The following is a 16,786-nucleotide window of genomic DNA, read 5'->3' on the forward strand; positions in this document are numbered from 1 at the left end:
TGGTCCCCGTGAGCGACCCCTACTCCCCTGACAACGTCGGCCGCACGGACGTCCCCGAGACCGCGATCCGCGAGGCGGCCGACCGCCTGGTAGAGGCGACCCGCGAGGTCCGCCCGTGCGCGCCGGTCCGCGACCTGATCGGCTCGAACGACCTCGCCGCGGCATACGCCGTCCAGTCCCACCTCGTCGCCGCCCGCCGCGCCGCGGGCGCCACCGTCGTCGGGCGCAAGATCGGGGCGACCTCGCTCGCGGTGCAGCAGCAGCTCGGCGTCGACCAGCCGGACTTCGGCTGGCTCTTCGACGACATGGACCTCTCCGGCGCCGACGAGGTGCCGATGTCGCGGCTGCTCCAGCCCAAGGCGGAGGCGGAGGTCGCGTTCGTGCTCGGCGCCGACCTCGACGAGGGTCCCCTCGGCGCCGCGCAGGTGCGCGGCGCCGTCGACCACGCCGTCGCCGCGCTCGAGATCGTCGACAGCAGGATCGCCGGCTGGGACATCTCCTTCGGCGACACCGTCGCCGACAACGCCTCCAGCGGCCTCTACGTCCTCGGCACCGAGCGCCGCACCCTCGACGAGGTCGAGCCGGTCGACGTCACCATGCGGATGACCATCGACGGCGAGGAGGTCTCCACCGGCACCGGCGCCGCCTGCCTCGGCGACCCGCTCAACGCGCTGGCCTGGCTCGCCCGCGCCGCCCGGGCGTACGGGGAGCCGCTCCGCGCCGGCCAGGTCGTCCTCTCCGGCGCCCTCGGCCCGATGCGGGACGTGCACCCCGGCGCCACCGTCGTCGCCGAGATCTCCGGCCTCGGCTCGGTCACCGCGCGGTTCTCCGGCTAGGCGCCCGCGTCCCGGATCGGCGTGATCCAGGCCTGGTGGGTGGCGCTGTTCTTGGTGATCGCGAGCAGCTCGTCCATGTGCGGCTCGAGGCCGGTGACCTTGTCGAGCGGGACGCCGACGACCAGCTGGAAGCCGAGACCCCGCCACGCCTGGACGGCGCGACCGGCGAACTCCGAGTCGGCCTTGACGAACCCCTCGTCGAGGAAGACCGGCGCGAAGCGAGGCCGTGACCGCAGCTCGTCGCCGAGCCGGAACCGCAGCGCCGAGCCGACGATGAACGCCACGAGCTCCTGGGTCTCGCCCCCGCTCTTCTCGCCGAGGGTGCGGTACGTCGCCCTCAGCTCCCCGGTGAGGTGGTCGTAGCGCTCGGCGCTGACCTCGACGTGACGGCGTACGTCGAGCAGCCGGTCGCGGTCGGAGGTGACGACACCGTCCGCGCCGGGAGCGGCCGGGCGCAGCTGGGTCATGAACCGGCTCAGCCGGGTGAACCGCTCCTCCAGGGCCGCCTCGTCCAGGTCGCCGCTCGTGCCGGCGGCGAGCTCGCGGAGGTCCCTCATGAAGACCTGCACGTGCGCGGGCGAGAGCCGTCGCAGCCGGATCCGCAACCGGTCGCGGGTCGCGCCGAACTCCAGCCGCCGCAGGATCGCGTTGATCGGCTCGAGCCGGTCCTCGATCTCCTCGATCGACGCGGCCATCGCGCCAACGAGCGGCACCAGGTCCTGCCCGCTCCACTCGGTCAGCCGACGCCGCCACTCCGAGCGCCGCTCGGCCAGCCCGGTGCCGCGGACCTCCTCGAGGATCGCGGCGTAGTCGGCGTACGACGCGGCGGTGGTGCCGAGGTTCGGCGACTCCCAGCGCGCCTGGTAGAGCCGGAAGATCGCGGCCAGCTCCTCGGCGACCCGGCGGGTCTCGGCCTCGGCGTCCGCGACGGCGGCGCGCAGGCCCTCGGCGAGCCGGTGCGAGGACTCGGGGAAGCGGGCGAGGTCCTCCGGGTCGGCCGGTGCGGCAGCGGCGGCGAGCTCCTCGGCGAGCGCTGCGTCCTGCTCCGGCGTCAGGACCACGTCGCCGGCGGCCTCGACAGCCTCGAGCCGGTCCTTGACCGCGTCCTCGTCGTCGACGAGCGCGCCGTGCGCCTCGGTCAGTGACCGGGCCTGCTGCTCCAGCGCGAACCGCTCCCGCCGCGTCGCCTCCAGCCGCTCCGCGAGCTCCTCGACCTGCGCCTGGAGCACCTGCAGCTTGTCGTCGGCGCCCAGCACGTCCTGCCGGCGCTGCTCGAGCTCGGCGGAGCGCCGCTCGCTGGCGGAGACGTCGAGGTCGTCGAAGCGCGCGCCCGCGACGGCGTCGTACGCCGTGCGGCGCTGCTCGAGGACGGCCGCGCGGTGGTCGAGGGTCGCCACCTCGGCGTCGAGCGCCAGCAGCTGCTCCTCGACCGAGGCCAGCTCGGCGTCGATCTCGGCGATCGCGTCGGCGTTGGAGAAGCCGATGATGCTGCGGGCGTCGTTGCGGCCGTGCGTGCCGCGGCGGCCGTTGCGGGTCTGGCCGGTCGCCGTGACGCGGAGGCCGTCGCCGGCGAGCCCGGCGGCGTCCTCGACGCACAGCGCGTTGCGCGAGGGGTGGGCGACGTGCGCCTGCACCCACCCGGAGAACCGGGAGTCCTGGTGCAGCAGCTTGCCCGCGACCCGCTCGGGGTCGGCCGGCCCGAGGTCGGGCAGGTCGAGCTCGACGCCCTCGAAGGTCAGCCGGCCGCGCAGCCGCAGCCCGTCGATCGCGGCCGAGAAGTGCTCCAGCCGGTCGAGTGGCACGAGCATCAACCGCGCGCTGCCGCCGAGCACGGTCTCCACCGCGGTGCGCCAGCGGGACTCCTCGGGTGCGACGTCGACCAGCTCGGCGACGTAGGGCAGCTCGTCGGGCGACAGCCCGCTGGCGCGCGCCACCTCGGCACGCATCTCGTGCATGCCGGCCGGGACACGGCCGGCGCGGCTCTCCAGCGAGGCGCGCTCGCGGCGCAGCTCGCCCTGCCGCTGCTGCAGCGGGTAGCGCCGGTCGCGGGTGCCGTCGCGGTCGCGCTTGATGGTCTCCAGCGCCGAGCGGCACCCGGAGAGCCACTGCCGCGCGTGCTGCTGAAGCACGGCGAACGCCTCCGCCGACATCAGCGCGCCGTCGAGGTCCAGCTCGGCGGTGTCGTCGCCCTCGGCAGCGGTGGCCGCGACGAGCGGGAGCAGCCGCTCCTGGAGGGCAGTGCGCCGCGCGAGGCGGTCCTCGCGGACGACCTCCTCCTGCTGGAGCGCGAGCCCCAGCGACTGCACGGTCGAGCCGCCGGCGGCGCGGTGCTGCTCCTTGGCGGCCTCCAGGTCACCGAGCAGGGTCTGCTCGGCCGAGATCGCCGAGGCGAGCGCGTCGGCGGTGGTGGCGCGGGCGTCGCGGTTGTCCGCGACGGCCGCCTCGATCAGCCGCAGGTGCGTGCGCAGCAGCCACAGCCGCAGCGGGGTGTCGCCGGGCAGCGTGACGCCGTACGCGTCCAGGGCCGCGAGCCGCTCGGCCGCGGCGGTCCCGCGCTCGTGCAGCCCGGTGATCGGCTCGAGCAGCGCGAGCTTCTCCTCCTCGGTGCGCATCGCCGCGTAGGCCCGCTCGAGGTCGTCGAAGTGCTCGACGGCGCGGTCGGCGGCGGCGTACGTCGAGGGCCGCTCGAGCACCATCTCCTTGTAGAGCTCGTCGACGCTGCGGACCTGGTTGCCGGCCTGGATCCGCGCCAGCAGGCGCAGCGCCTTGGCGCCGTCGCCGTTCGCGCCGATGCCGAGCCGGGCGTGCAGGACCGCGGCGAACTCGGCGTAGGTGCGGTGCACCCGGATGCCCGGGAACAGCTTCTTGAGCGTGGTCGCGTGGAACCGCTCGCCGACCGCCACCTCGAGCGTCCCGAGCGGAAGCGCGCCCTCGTGGGTCGCGAGCTGCATCTGCACATCGGCCGAACGGGTGGCGCGGCGCGGGACGTAGTAGGTGCGCAGCGCGGTGAAGCGCCCGCCCTGGTCGTTGACGAACGTCATCGCCACCGCACCCCACGTGTCGACGCCCTGCCCGCGCAGCAGCCGCTCGACCGGCTTGCCGGTGCGGGGGTCGTCGACGACGTCGACGGCGCCGCGGAGGTACGACAGCAGGTTGCGCTGCCCGACGCCCCGCGCCCGGCCGGCGACCGCGTCGTTGGACGCACCGTTGAACTTGGTGTCCGACGGCATCATCAGCGCGGTGTAGGCGTCGAGCACGGTGCTCTTCCCGACGCCGGACGCGCCGGAGATCATCGTCGCGTCGCCCCGCAACGGGATCGTCGTCAGGCCGCCGAAGCCGCCCCAGTTGACCAGCTGCATGAGCGCCGCGCGCCACTGCATGCCGTCGTCGGACGGCGTCTCCACGACCTTCCGGTCGAAGAGCCCCTCGGAGCGGTCGTCCTCGAGCTGCTCGATCTCGTCGACGCTCATGCCTGGTCCTCCGGCTCCTCGAACAGCGCCTCGCCCGTCCCGGCGTCGAGCGGCTCGTCGGTCTCGTCGCCCTCGTCGGCGGCCTGCGGCTCGGCGTTGGCGCGGCGCAGCGACTCCAGCAGCTCGTGCAGCAGCTCGAGCGGCAGCAGCGGCTCGACGGCCTCGCTCACCTCGAACCGGTCCTCGTGCTCGCCGGTGATCAGCAGGCCAGCCTTGACCAGGCCGGTGACGGCGTTGCGGGCGCGCTTCTCGTCGCCGGACTCATCGGTGGCGTGCGGCGGACGGAAGCCGGCGACGTGCTCGAGCAGGTCCTCGCGGTCGACGAAGACCCGCGTCTCCCCCGCGGCCGCGCCGGCGCGCAGGCGGTCGCGGAGGTGCACGAGGAGGATCGTCTCCTCGCGCGACCACGCTGCGTCGTACAACAGCGTCGGGAAGCGGCTGCCGGTCTCGGACACGGCCTGGCGCTTCCAGGCGACCTCGCGGTCGCGGTCGATCGCGAGGTCGAGGAAGAGGTCGTTGAGCCGCGAGCGCAGCACCCGCTCGTGCTCGACCAGCACCTGCCAGTCGCGCGGGTGGGTGCGCGCGCTGACGAACCGCTGCTTGACCAGGGTCACCAGCGCCTGGCGCTGCGCCTGCTCGAGCCCGCCCTCGTCGCCCTCCCAGAGCGAGACCGAGACCGGGACCGGCTCGTCGGTGACCGTGTCGAGGTCGAGGCTCATGGGCGGGTCTCGCTTCCGGTGCTGGCGTCGGTGCTGGCGTCGGTGGGTCGGTCGGGGTCGGGCAGCGGCGTGCGCGGCACGGCGAAGGTGCGGCCGCTGCCGTCGGGCCGGACGGCGGCGAAGTCCTCGGTGACGTCGTCCTCGCCGGTCCAGCCCCGGTCGGCGGCGAGGTGCAGCAGGCCGAACACCTCGACCGGGCGGCGCAGGTCGGCGTCGAGGCCGTCGAAGAGCTCGCCGAGCGTCGCGGGCGGGAGCAACGAGGACAGCGCGGCGTCCACCCGGTCGCGCAGCTCGACCAGCCGCGGCCCGCCCTGGGCGACCAGCTCGGAGAGCGACAGCGGCGGTGCGTCGTCGGGGTCGGCGACCTCGATCCGGTCGGGCAGCACGTCGTCGGCGGGGTCGTGGAACCGCTCGCGGAGGTGGCCGACGTCGGCGCGCGCGGGGAGGAGGGGTACGCCGTGCGTCGCGCGCGGTCCGGTGGTCGCCATCCAGGTCATCAGCTCCGACTCGACCTGCCGCAGCACCTGCTCCAGCTCCCGGTCGCGGGCGGCGTCGCGGGAGACGATGTAGTCCTTGAGCGTGGCGGTGACCCGCGAGCGCTGCACCAGGACCCGGTCGAGCCCGTCGCGCACCAGCCGCACGGTCCCCCGCAGCTCGGCCCGCTCGGCGTCGCTGACCAGCCCGTCGGAGAGCGGGTGCTCCAGCAGCGCGGTGAGGTCCTCGCGCAGCTGGGTGACCAGGCCGTCGTCGCGCAGCAGCGCGAACGCGCCCTCGAAGGCGCGCCCCTCCTGGGTGGCCGTCATCAGCGCGTCCGCGCGGGCGAGGTAGTCGTCGATGACCTGCCCGGCGGGTCGGTCCTCGGCGCGGAACGCCGCGAGGATCTCGCCGCGGATCGTCGCGAACCGCTCCTCCACCCGCGCGAAGTCGCTGGGCAGCGCGGAGACCAGCGAGAGCAGCTCGGTGAACCCCTCGAGCATGTAGTCCTCGGTCGCGCCCTCGAGGTCGCCGCCATCGACGAGTCGGTCGCGCTCGGCCTGGAGCCGGGCGATCTCGGCGTTGAGGATGCCGACCCGCGCCGAGCGGTCGGGGTTGGCCTCGGCGTTGAAGCGCCGGACCGTGCCGAGGATCGTCGCGATCCGGTGCTCACTGAGCGTGGCGCGGTCGCGGGCGAGGTTCTTGACCAGCTCGAGCGCCTGCTGCGCGTGCGAGGTCAGCGTGTAGACCTCGCGACCGTCGTCGTCGAGCGAGCGCACCAGCCACTGCCCGCGCATCCAGCGCTGGCAGACCTCGCGGCCGCTGCCGGCCGGCAGGTCGGTCTCGCCGGCCGCGCGGGCCTGGGCCAGGTGCTCCTCGACCTGCGTGTGCAGCCGGGCGGTCGGGATCGGCACGTTGTTGCGGCCGAACGCCGCGCGGAAGATCGTGATGACCACCGGCGCCTGCCGCTGGTGCAGCAGCGTCAGGGTCGGCTGCGCGAAGGCGCGCCGGACCCCCGCGAGCTCGCTCGCGATCCCGCTCATCCGACCCCCTCGACGCCCCAGCAGCCGCCGATCATCCCAGGGCGGGGCGCGGCGGCCGAAATGCGGGTCGGCCGGACGAGGTCAGCGCAGGAGCGCGGCCACCTCGGCGTCGGAGGCCGCGAGCGCGTCCCGGTCGTGGGTCGAGCCGCTGACCAGCAGCTCGTCGGCGCCGGTGCGCGCCACGAGCTCGTCGAACCGGCGGCGTACCGTCTGCGGGTCGCCGGCCACGACGGCGTCCAGACCGCGCTCGACGCGGGTGGTGTCCTGGGCGTCCCAGTCCTGCGCGCGGATGTCGGCGACCGGCTCGAGCGGGCCGAAGACGCCGGTGCGCCGCGAGCGGACCATCGCCCACACCTCCGGCAGCGCGAGCTCGCGCGCCTCGGCGTCGGTGTCGGCGACGAGCACGTCGAGGGAGACGGTCAGGTGGGGCGTGCTGCCGCGGTGCGGCACGAACGAACGGCGGTACGCCGCCAGCCGCTCGCCGGCGTCGGGCTCGGCCAGCACCGGCCCGCCGACCACCACCGGCAGCCCGAGCCGCGCGGCGACCTCGAGCCCGCGGCCGGTCGCGAGCACCGAGACCGGGACGGGCCCGACCCCGGCGGGGCGCGCGGTGACCGCGCCGGTGTCGTCGAGGTAGCTGCGCAGCTCCGCGACGTCCTCGGCGAACGTGTCCGGCTCCTCCGTACCGCGGCGCAGCGCCTTCCGCACCGGCGCGGTGAACCCGACCGAGCGGCCGACGCCGAGGTCGACGCGGCCGGGGTGCAGCGCGGCGAGCATCCGGAACTGCTCTGCCACCACGAACGGCTGGTGGTTGGGCAGCATCACCCCGCCCGACCCGATCCGGATCGTCGAGGTGGCCGCGCCGACCGCCGCGAGCAGCACCGCCGGCGCCCCGGACGCCACCCCCGGCACGCCGTGGTGCTCGGCGCCCCAGAACCGCCCGTAGCCGAGCCGCTCCGCCGCCACCGCCCGCTCGACCGAGTGGCCCAACGCGTCGCCCTCGGTCACGTCCGGGCCGGTGCGCGTGCGCGAGCGGTCGAGCAGCGAGAACCTCATGCCCGGTCCAACGCTCCCGGCGGGGTGAGGCTTCCCTGTCAGGCTCCCCGGACCAGCACCTGCCCCGCGGCGACCTCCCAGCGCTGGTCGAGTCGGACGTTCGCCAGCAGGCGCCGGTCGTGGGAGACGAGCAGCAGCGCGCCGTCGTACGACTCCAGCGCCTGCTCGAGCTGCTCGATCGCGGGCAGGTCGAGGTGGTTGGTGGGCTCGTCGAGGACCAGCAGGTTGACGCCGCGGGCCTGGAGCAGCGCCATCGCCGCACGGGTGCGCTCGCCCGGGGAGAGCCGGCCGACGAGGCTCCCGACCTGGTCGGCCTTGAGCCCGAACTTCGCCAGCAGCGTGCGCACCTCCGCCTGCGTCAGCTCCGGCACGACGGCCTCGAACGCCGCACCCAGCGGTCGCTCCTCGTCCAGGCCGGTGCGGGCCTGGTCGATGACGCCGACCGCGACCGAGGCCCCGAGCGAGGCCGACCCGCTGTCGGGCGCGGTGCGGCCGAGCAGCAGGTCCAGCAGGGTCGTCTTGCCCGCGCCGTTCGGGCCGGTGATGCCGATCCGCTCCCCGGCGTCGACCTGGAGCGAGACCGGACCGAGCCGGAAGTCGCCGAGCTCGCGGGTCGCCTCGTTGAGCACCGCCACGACCGAGCTGGAGCGGGGTGCGGCGGCGATGTCGAACTGGAGCACCCACTCCTTGCGCGGCTCCTCGACCTCCTCCAGCCGGGCGATCCGCGACTCCATCTGGCGCACCTTCTGCGCCTGCTTCTCCGAGGACTCGGTGGCAGCCTTGCGGCGGATCTTGTCGTTGTCGGGGCTCTTGCGCATCGCGTTCCGGACGCCCTGGGAGCTCCACTCGCGCTGCGTGCGCGCCCGGCTGACCAGGTCGGCCTTCGTGTCGGCGTACTGCTCGTAGGCCTCGCGCGCGTGCCGCCGCTGCACCGCCCGCTCCTCCAGGAACGCGTCGTAGCCGCCGTCGTAGACCGTCACCTGGTGCTGCGCGAGGTCGAGCTCGACGATCCGCGTGACGCAGCGGGCGAGGAACTCCCGGTCGTGGGAGACCAGCACGACCCCGGCCCGCAGCCCCTGCACGAAGGACTCCAACCGGGCCAGCCCGTCGAGGTCCAGGTCGTTGGTGGGCTCGTCGAGCAGCACGACGTCGAACCGGCTGAGCAGCAGCGCGGCCAGCGCCACCCGGGCCGCCTGGCCGCCGGAGAGCGAGGTCATCAGCGCGTCCGGGCCCACCTCGGGCGCGAGGTCGGCGAGGACCGGGCCGAGCCGGTCGTCGAGGTCGGCGGCACCGCTCGCCATCCAGTGGTCGAACGCCACGGCGTACGCGTCGTCCGCGCCCGGCTCGCCGCTCCCGAGCGACGCGGCCGTCTCCTCCATGGCCGCGGTTGCGGCGGCGGCGCCGGTGCGGCGGGCGACGTACGCCGCCACCGTCTCGCCCGGCACCCGCTCGTGCTCCTGCGGCAGCCAGCCGACGAACGCGTCGCTCGGCGCCGTGCTCACCGTCCCGCCCATCGGCGCGTCCGCCCCGGCCAGCAGGCGCAGCAGCGTCGACTTGCCGGCGCCGTTCGCCCCCACGACGCCGACCACGTCCCCGGGCGCGACGGTCAGGTCGAGCCCCTCGAACAGCACGCGGTGCCCGTGCCCGCCGGTCAGGTCCTTGGCGACGAGGGTGGCGCTCACCGGAGGAGCGTAGGCCGTGGCACGCTCGACCCGTGACCGGCCAGGAGCAGGCCCCCGCCTCGTTCGTCGACGCCGACCTGCGCGGCGCCCGCTTCGTCCGCGCCGACCTCTCCGGGGCGGTCCTGCGAGGCGTGGACGTGCAGGGCATGGACGTCGACGCGCCGTGGCTCTCGGAGGACGGCGGCTCGCTGCTCGTCAACGGCGTCGACGTCGCGCCGCTCGTCGAGGCCGAGCTGGACCGGCGCTTCCCCGGACGCTCCGAGCGCCGCGCCACGACGCCCGAGGGGCTCCGCTCGGCGTGGGACGCGGTCGAGCGGACCTGGACCGCCACCGTCGCGCGGGCCGAGGCACTGCCGCGCGGGAGCGTCGACGTGGAGGTCGACGGCGAGTGGTCCTTCGCGCAGACGCTGCGCCACCTGGTCATGGCCACCGACACCTGGCTCGGCCGCGGGGTGCTCGGGCTGTCGCTGCAGGAGGCGACCCACCCGCTGGGCGTGCCGAACGCGGAGTACGCCACCGACGGCCACGACACCTCTGTCTTCGCCACCCGCACGCCCTCCTGGGGCGAGGTGCTGCGGGCGCGGGCCGAGCGGGTCGCGATGGTCCGTGACTTCCTCGCCGACCTCACCCCCGAGCGGCTCAACGTGCCGTGCCGCCACCCCTGGGACCCCGCCACCACCGTGTCGACGCTGCACTGCCTGCACGTCGTCCTCCACGAGGAGTGGGAGCACCACCGGTACGCCGTCCGCGACCTCGCCACGCTCCAGCCGGACTAGTCGAGGCGCACCTCACGCCCCCTCGTCTCGTTGTCCTGCCGTCAGGAACCGCCGTCCGCAGCCATCATGGAGCGACATGGACGACCGAGCACCAGCCGAGCGCCCGCGGCCCGAGCCGCGGGTCGAACGCGCGCGCCCAGCCGACCGCGGGCTCGTCGCCCGCCTGCTCGAGGCGGTCGTCGCCGAGGACCCCTCGGTCGCGCCCGAGGTCGCCTCCGGGTCGTTGCGCGCCGCCCAGTGGCTGCAGCGGACCCCCACCGACTGGCAGGGCGTCGCGGTCCTCGACGCGGACGGCGTGCGGTCGGTCGTCGGGTACGTCGCCATCTCCGCCGCCTCCGGCCCCGGGCGGCTGCTCGTCCACCCGGCGTACCGGCGGACCGACCTCGAGGCACGGCTCCTCGCCTCGGCCCGCGTCGCACTGGCCGAGGCCCCCGCTCCCGCGCCCGTCGTGGTCGAGGCGGAGACCGAGCCGGAGCTGGTGCGCGTGGGGCCCGCACCGACCACCTGGCGCCAGCGGGTGACGGAGCCCGTCGGCGCCGTCGCGATCGTCGCGGCCGGCCTCGTCGCCGTGCTCGCCGTCCAGGTCGGCACCGGGCCGCTCGCCGACGTCGTGCCGTTCCTCGGCCGCGACCGCGACGCCTCCTCCGGCTCCCAGGTCCGGGCCGACCGTGACCCGACGCCCTCCCCCGCCTCGCCCTCCGCCGAGCCCACGGCTGCCGTCCCGGTGCCCGGCGTCGTGCTCACGCCGGCGCCCACCACTGTTGCTCCCGCTCCTGGCACCGCCGGCCCCGGTTCCGGACCGACTCCCGCCCCGACCGGGCCTGTCGCGCCGTCGCCGACCCCCGCGCCCACCGATCCGCCGCGCCAGGCCCCCGGCCCCACCTCCGGCCTGCTCGACCCCGTGGTCGACGAGGTGGTCGAGGTCCTCGACGGCGCCACCGGCAACGCCGCCACCCCCGTCACCGGCGCCGTCCGCGACGTCCTCGACCTCACCACCGACGTCCTCGACGACGTCCTCGGCCTCCTCGTCCCACCCCGCCCCTGACCCAGGCGCTGGTCGAGCAGCGCGGCCCGGCACCGGTTGATCTTGAGTGCGCGCTGGCGCGCGACGCTCCTGAGTCGCGTCAAGTGGTGACGGCTGACAGCTCAACCGGGCCTTGGCCGGTGGCTTGAATCAGAGCGACACCGGCGAGCATCGCGAACGCTGCGTCGGAGTGAATGCGTGCGGGGTGGGTCCAACGCCGAGCTGGTCGAGCAGGTCGGGACGCCCGATTCTCGGGATCACGGCAATCGCCTGTCGCGGCCGCGGCCTCCTCGTTCAGGGTCTGGATCCAGCGGGCAGCGCGGCGATCGTGGGCACAGTCCCGGGTCGTGAGCGGAGCGTGCACAGAGCTCGGCGGCATCCTCGATGACCTTGCCGGCGCTCAGCCCACGAAACGCGGCCCGTAGCGGTTCGGGACAGCGATGAGCAGGCTGTGGACCTGTCCGGGTCGTTGGCGGCCTCGACGGCTGAGCGGCGCACGACGAGCAGCACCGCGAGTGCTTGGCGCGGAGGTACGGCAGGACTGCGAGGGGAGGCGGCTGGTGCGTGTGCACGCGTTCGGTCAGGCTCCTGAGCAAGCCCCACGACTGTGGATCGACCCTTCCAATCGACGCCTCACCAGAGTACAATCGAATACATGTTCGAGTGGAGTAGAAAACCCGGGACGCGAGTTCTTCGCGCGCCGGACATCACCGCCTACCGCGAGCAGCTCACCGCCGCCCTCGAGACCGGCTCCGGACTCGACGACGCCGAACGGGTCGACGCGATCACCGCGCTCGAGGACCTGGTCCGGGTCGCGACCGCAGCCCAAGCCGCGTTGGCGCGTGAGCTCGACGCCTCCCAACGCGCCGCCCAGGCCGCGGCAGGCGTGCCGGTCGAGGTCCGCGGCCGCGGGGTCGCCGGCCAGGTCGGGCTCGCCCGCAAGGAGTCCCACCACCGAGGCCAGCGCCACCTGGCCCTGGCGAAGGTCGTGCCGGCCGAGATGCCACACCTGTGGGCCGCGTGGCGCCAGGGCAAGGTCACCGAGCACGGCGCCACCCACGCCGCCCGCGAGACCGCCTGCCTGGAGGTCGAGGACCGCCTCGAGATCGACCGCCTCCTCGCCGCCGACCCCGACACCCTCGACACGATGTCCGCCCGCGACATCGCGTCGTTCTGCCGCAACCACGCCGCCCGCCTCGACCCCACCGCCGCCGTCAAGCGCCGTCGCAGGGCCGAGGAGGACCGCTGCGTGACCATCCGGCCGGCGCCGGACACGATGGTCTACCTCACCGCCCTGCTCCCGGTGAAGGACGGCGTCGCCTGCTACGCCGCACTGTCGAAGACAGCCGGCACCGCCCGCGCCGAGGGCGAGGCCCGCACCAAGGGGCAGGTCATGGCCGACACCCTCGTCGACCACGTCCTCGCCGGCCACCACGCCACCACCGGGGCCCGCGTCGATCTCGGGCTGGTGATGACCGACCGGTCCGTGTTCGGTCACGCCGAGGACCCCGCCCTCATCGACGGGTACGGCTCGATCCCCGCCGAGCTCGGCCGCGAGCTCCTCACCGACAGCCTCGCCGCCGGCGAGGAGCTGTGGCTGCGGCGGCTCTACGCCAGCCCTACCACCGGCGAGCTGGTCGCCATGGACTCCCGAGCCCGCACCTACCCCGCCGGGCTCGCGAAGTTCATCCGGCTCCGTGACCAGGTCTGCCGCACCCCCTGGTGCGACGCCCCCATCCGCCACACCGACCACGCCGAAGCCGTGGCAGACGGCGGCCAGACCACCGCCGAGAACGGCCAAGGCCTCTGCGAAGCCTGCAACCTCGCCAAACAAGCACCCGGCTGGCACGCCCGACCATCACCCGACGACCCCGGCACCATCGAGACCACCACCCCCACCGGCCACCAACACCGCACCCGACCACCCGCCCTCGTCACCATCCACGAGGTTGACGCACCACCCCTCCACATCGACTACTACGTCCTCGCGACCTGACGACAGCACGACGAACGAACCAACGGGCGCCCGGATGCATCGGACCCGGCATGCGCACCCTGACGCTTCTGTCCCGAGCCACCGCGGCCGCGGCCCTCGCGACCGTCCTGCCCGCCGCGACGGTGTACTCGATCTCACCACCGCCCGAGCAGCAGCAGAGCCGAGTGACCCGCGCCGTCAGCCTGGTCGGCACCGACCTCCGCCTCCTGGGCGGGAAGGTCGTCCCCCTGCCGAGCGAGGCGGGGCGCCACCCCGTCCTCCTCGGCACCAGCCGGCGCGGGTGGGTCGTCGCGTCGGGCGGCTCGTTCCGCCTGGTGCGTCCCGACGGGACGGTCCGCAGGGTCGCGGGGCGCAACGGGGCCGACCTCTTCGTCACCGAGGCGCTCTCCGACGACGGCCGGCGGGTGGTGACGGCCAGCATCGACCAAGGCGACTCGTTCCACATCCGCGTGGTCGGCCTCGACAGGAAGGTCACGCTCCGCACGTCCTTCGACCGCTTCTACGTCGACGTGATGGACGCCGACGACGGGCAGGTGTACGTCGGCGGGCGGGCCGGCCTGTGGGCGCTGGCCGAGCGGACCGACCGACGCATCCGCCTGCTGCGGCGGCCGACCGCCCTCGTCGACCTCGAGCACGACACGGTCTTCGTCGGCACCCGCGGGCGGCCTGGCCGGGTCGGGCCCACGAGCCTGGCCGACCCGGGCAGCCCGCGCTGGCGAGCCCGCTCGGTGCCGGTCGCGATCTCCCCCGACGGCACCCACGTCGTCCACGACGACGGCACGGTCCGCGCGATGGCCGACGGCCGGGTCGTACGCCGCGTGCCGACCCCCGGCCGCGGGCGGGCGTTCCACTTCCTCGGCTGGGCCTCGGCCGGGCGCGTGCTTGTGGAGACGCGGTCCGGCGGGCGCACCACCTTGCGGTCCTGCCCCCTCCGCCGCGGCACGTGCCGGGCGGTCGGCTCGACGAAGGGACTCGTGTCGGTGCCGACCAGCCACGGCGGGCCGTACCGGATGCCGTGAGTCCCGCGGGTAACCGCCGCTCCGGTCGTCCGTTGAGCCGGTGACCGCCGTCACCGAGACCCGAGGACCCCCACGTGAGCCACCTGGCCCTCCGCCGCACCATCCTGGCCGCCGGCCTCCTGGCGGCGACCGCCTTGGTCGCACCCGCCGGCCCCGCGACAGCCGCTGACCCGACGACCGCTCCGGCGACCGCGCCGACGGAGCGCGCGGTCACGCTGCCGGACGGCTGGAAGGCCCGCCCGGCGACGTACCCCGGCACGGCGAAGGAGGCCGACCTCGCGATCCCGATGTCCGACGGCACGGTGCTCCGCGGCGACCTCGAGCTCCCCGCCCGCGAGGACGGGACGGCGGCGCGGGGCCGGTTCCCGGTGGTCGTGACGATCACCGCCTACAACAAGAGCGTCATGGGTTCCTCGCTCGGCGAGGACGAGCCGGGCTACCTCGTGCGGCGCGGCTACGCGTTGCTGACCGTCGACGCGCGCGGCACCGGCAGCTCGGAGGGCACCTGGGACGCGTTCGGGAAGCGCGAGCAGCTCGACGGCAAGGAGGTCGTCGAGTGGGCGGCGTCGCGGGCCCGGCCGTGGAGCAACGGCAAGGTGGGGATGCGCGGCCCGTCGTACATGGGCATCAACCAGCTCTTCACCGCGGCGCTGAGGCCGAAGGGCCTCGAGGCGATCTTCCCGCAGGTGCCGGCCGGTGACGTCTACCGCGACGTCGTCGCCTCCGGCGGCCAGGTCGACGTCGGGTTCATCCCGCTGTGGATGGGGCTCGTGACCACCACCGGCGTCATCCCGCCCGCGGTCACGGCCACCGACCCGGCGTCCGGCGTGGAGGCGCTGCTCTCCCACGTCTTCGGCGCCGCGACCTTCACCGCGCCGCTGCTGCTCGACGCCGTCCTCGGCGGCGACGCGGCGCACGACGGCCCGTTCTACCGGACCCGCTCGCCGCTGGAGGTCGTCGACGACGTCGACGTGCCGACGTTCCTCGTCGGCGGCCAGCAGGACCTCTTCCAGCGCGGCACCCCGCTGCTGTTCGAGGCGCTGCAGAGGCGCGGGGTCCCCACGAAGCTGGTCGTCGGCCCCTGGAACCACCTCGAGGGCTCGATGGGCACCGACATCGACCAGGTCGGCCACGGGACGCTGTCGCAGCTCCAGCTGCGCTGGTTCGACCGCTGGCTCAGGGACGCACGGAAGAGCCGCCTCGGGGCGATCGCGCCGGTCAACGTCTACGAGAACGGCTCGGGCGCCTGGCGCACCCAGCGGACGTGGATCGACCGGGACGCGACCGCCCGCAGCTACCGGCTCTCCGGCGGCGCGACCACCGCGGTGCGGCCGGGCGTGCTGACCACGGGTACGGCGAAGCCGGGCACCGCCGTCGTCCCGCCGGTGCCGGTCTCCGGTCTCTGCACCCGCTCGGCCAGCCAGTGGACCGCCGGCATCCCTGCCGTGCTCGCCGCCGACCTGCCGTGCTTCCAGGACAACGCGCTCAACGACCGCAGCGGCATCGTCTACGAGACCGCGCCGGTGCGGAAGCCGGTGCGGTTCGCCGGCCCGGTCAACGCGCGGCTCTTCGCCTCCACCCCGACCGGCGGCGGGATGCTGTCGGTCTCGATCTCCGACGTCGCCCCGTCCGGGAAGGTCACCCGGCTCAGCGGCGGCTGGCAGCTCATCGCCCAGCGCGCCCTGGACAGGAAGCGCACGCGCTACCTCGACGGTGAGGTCCTGCAGCCCTACCACCCGTTCACGCGCGCCTCCCGCTCACCGGCGCCCGGCAAGGTCGTGCCGGTGGACGTCGAGGTCTTCCCGACCGCCGCGAAGATCCGCAAGGGCCACCGGCTCCGCATCGCCGTCCAGGCCTTCGACGTCCCGCACCTGCTGCCGGCGCTGCCCGACCTGCCGGGCAGCCTCAGCCCGATCACGCTGCACACCTCGGCGAAGCACCCCTCCCGGCTGACCATCCCCTTCTTCCCCCGTGGGGGACGGTGAGCGCGGCTACCGGTCCACCACCTCCAGCAGGCCGAACGGTACGGTCAGCACCCGGTCGCGCACCCGGACGTGGAACCGGGTCCGCCCCCGCTTGAGCACGGTCCCGACCACGCCCTCGTAGCGACCACCCGCCACGATCCGCGCCCGCTGACCCACCCGCGGCGCCGGCCCGGCGCCGGCCCGGACCGGTTCGGGTCCGGCAAGGATGCGGCGCAGCGCGGCGTCGTACGCCTCGCCCATGGCTACGACGGCGCCCCGGTGCGTCCACGAGATCAGGTGCTCCCGGCTGAAGGTCCGCGAGCAGCGGGTGCACGAGCCCGGCCGCGCCGGCCGTCGGTGCCGGGTGACGCGGTGGCCGGCCGGGCAGGTGCCGACCCAGTCCCCCTCGATGCTCGGCGCGTCGGGGTCGGAGCAGCGCCGCCCGGAGCAGCCGATCCGCAGCGCGGTGGCCCGCCACACCGCGTCGTGCCCGTGCCGCGGGCCGACGAGCGCGTGCGCGACCTCGTGGAGCACCGTGTCGCGCACCTCTGCCTCGTCGTGCAGGACCGTCAGCGGCGCGCTGAGCCCGATCTGGCGCTGGTGCGGCCGGCAGATCCCGGCGCGCCGCTTGGCCCGGTCGAACACCACCGTCCAGTCGCGCAGGCCGTGCTCGTCCAGCAGCCTCCGCGCCATCCGCCCCGCCTCGTCCAGGTCCACGGCGGAGACC

At 74.9% G+C, this 16,786-nt stretch carries 12 protein-coding genes; 6 read left to right on the forward strand and 6 right to left on the reverse strand.

Annotated elements, in window-relative coordinates:
- The first annotated feature begins 8 nt into the window (after nt 1-8).
- The gene (locus tag H7344_RS07370) at nt 9-836 is read left to right on the forward strand and encodes a 2-keto-4-pentenoate hydratase (protein WP_186345360.1); all 828 of its coding nucleotides are present in this window, start codon (nt 9-11) and stop codon (nt 834-836) included.
- On the opposite strand, the gene H7344_RS07375 is transcribed toward H7344_RS07370, so the two are convergent.
- From H7344_RS07375 to H7344_RS07395, 5 genes are all read right to left on the reverse strand, one after another.
- Nucleotides 833-4,306 carry an ATP-binding protein gene (locus H7344_RS07375; RefSeq protein ID WP_186345361.1) on the reverse strand — a complete coding sequence of 1,158 codons (3,474 nt, stop codon included), beginning with the start codon at nt 4,304-4,306 and terminating at the stop codon, nt 833-835. The two genes, H7344_RS07370 and H7344_RS07375, sit on opposite strands and share 4 nt — an antisense overlap.
- Nucleotides 4,303-5,025 (reverse strand): DUF4194 domain-containing protein, encoded by a 723-nt coding sequence (locus tag H7344_RS07380; protein WP_186345362.1) that lies wholly within the window; start codon nt 5,023-5,025, stop codon nt 4,303-4,305. The genes H7344_RS07375 and H7344_RS07380 overlap by 4 nt, the downstream gene beginning before the upstream one ends.
- Nucleotides 5,022-6,542, reverse strand: coding sequence for a DUF3375 domain-containing protein (locus tag H7344_RS07385; RefSeq protein ID WP_186345363.1), 1,521 nt, complete (start codon nt 6,540-6,542; stop codon nt 5,022-5,024). Before H7344_RS07385 ends, H7344_RS07380 begins: the two co-directional genes overlap by 4 nt.
- Nucleotides 6,543-6,623: 81 nt before the next feature.
- A complete protein-coding gene (locus tag H7344_RS07390; protein WP_186345364.1) occupies nt 6,624-7,598 on the reverse strand; it encodes an MsnO8 family LLM class oxidoreductase in 975 nt (324 codons plus the stop codon).
- 38 nt (nt 7,599-7,636) lie between these two features.
- Nucleotides 7,637-9,280: an ABC-F family ATP-binding cassette domain-containing protein gene (locus H7344_RS07395; RefSeq protein ID WP_186345365.1), complete on the reverse strand. Its 1,644-nt coding sequence runs from the start codon at nt 9,278-9,280 to the stop codon at nt 7,637-7,639.
- A gap of 32 nt (nt 9,281-9,312) precedes the next feature.
- Between H7344_RS07395 and H7344_RS07400 the strand changes: the two genes are divergently transcribed.
- From H7344_RS07400 to H7344_RS07420, 5 genes are all read left to right on the forward strand, one after another.
- A complete protein-coding gene (locus H7344_RS07400; RefSeq protein ID WP_186345366.1) occupies nt 9,313-10,056 on the forward strand; it encodes a DinB family protein in 744 nt (247 codons plus the stop codon).
- Between the two features lie 76 nt (nt 10,057-10,132).
- Nucleotides 10,133-11,101, forward strand: a complete 969-nt coding sequence (locus tag H7344_RS07405) for a GNAT family N-acetyltransferase (RefSeq protein WP_186345367.1) — start codon at nt 10,133-10,135, stop codon at nt 11,099-11,101.
- Between the two features lie 634 nt (nt 11,102-11,735).
- Nucleotides 11,736-13,076, forward strand: a complete 1,341-nt coding sequence (locus H7344_RS07410; protein ID WP_186345368.1) for an HNH endonuclease — start codon at nt 11,736-11,738, stop codon at nt 13,074-13,076.
- Between the two features lie 50 nt (nt 13,077-13,126).
- A complete protein-coding gene (locus H7344_RS07415) occupies nt 13,127-14,095 on the forward strand; it encodes a hypothetical protein (protein WP_186345369.1) in 969 nt (322 codons plus the stop codon).
- A gap of 74 nt (nt 14,096-14,169) precedes the next feature.
- Nucleotides 14,170-16,080, forward strand: a complete 1,911-nt coding sequence (locus tag H7344_RS07420; RefSeq protein WP_186345370.1) for a CocE/NonD family hydrolase — start codon at nt 14,170-14,172, stop codon at nt 16,078-16,080.
- Between the two features lie 6 nt (nt 16,081-16,086).
- Here the strand turns inward: H7344_RS07420 and H7344_RS07425 are convergent, their stop codons facing one another.
- Nucleotides 16,087-16,776, reverse strand: coding sequence for a SprT-like domain-containing protein (locus H7344_RS07425; RefSeq protein ID WP_186345371.1), 690 nt, complete (start codon nt 16,774-16,776; stop codon nt 16,087-16,089).
- Nucleotides 16,777-16,786 lie beyond the last annotated feature (10 nt).

It is taken from the genome of Nocardioides deserti (genome assembly GCF_014266025.1).
GTDB classification, from domain to species: Bacteria; Actinomycetota; Actinomycetes; order Propionibacteriales; family Nocardioidaceae; genus Nocardioides; species Nocardioides deserti.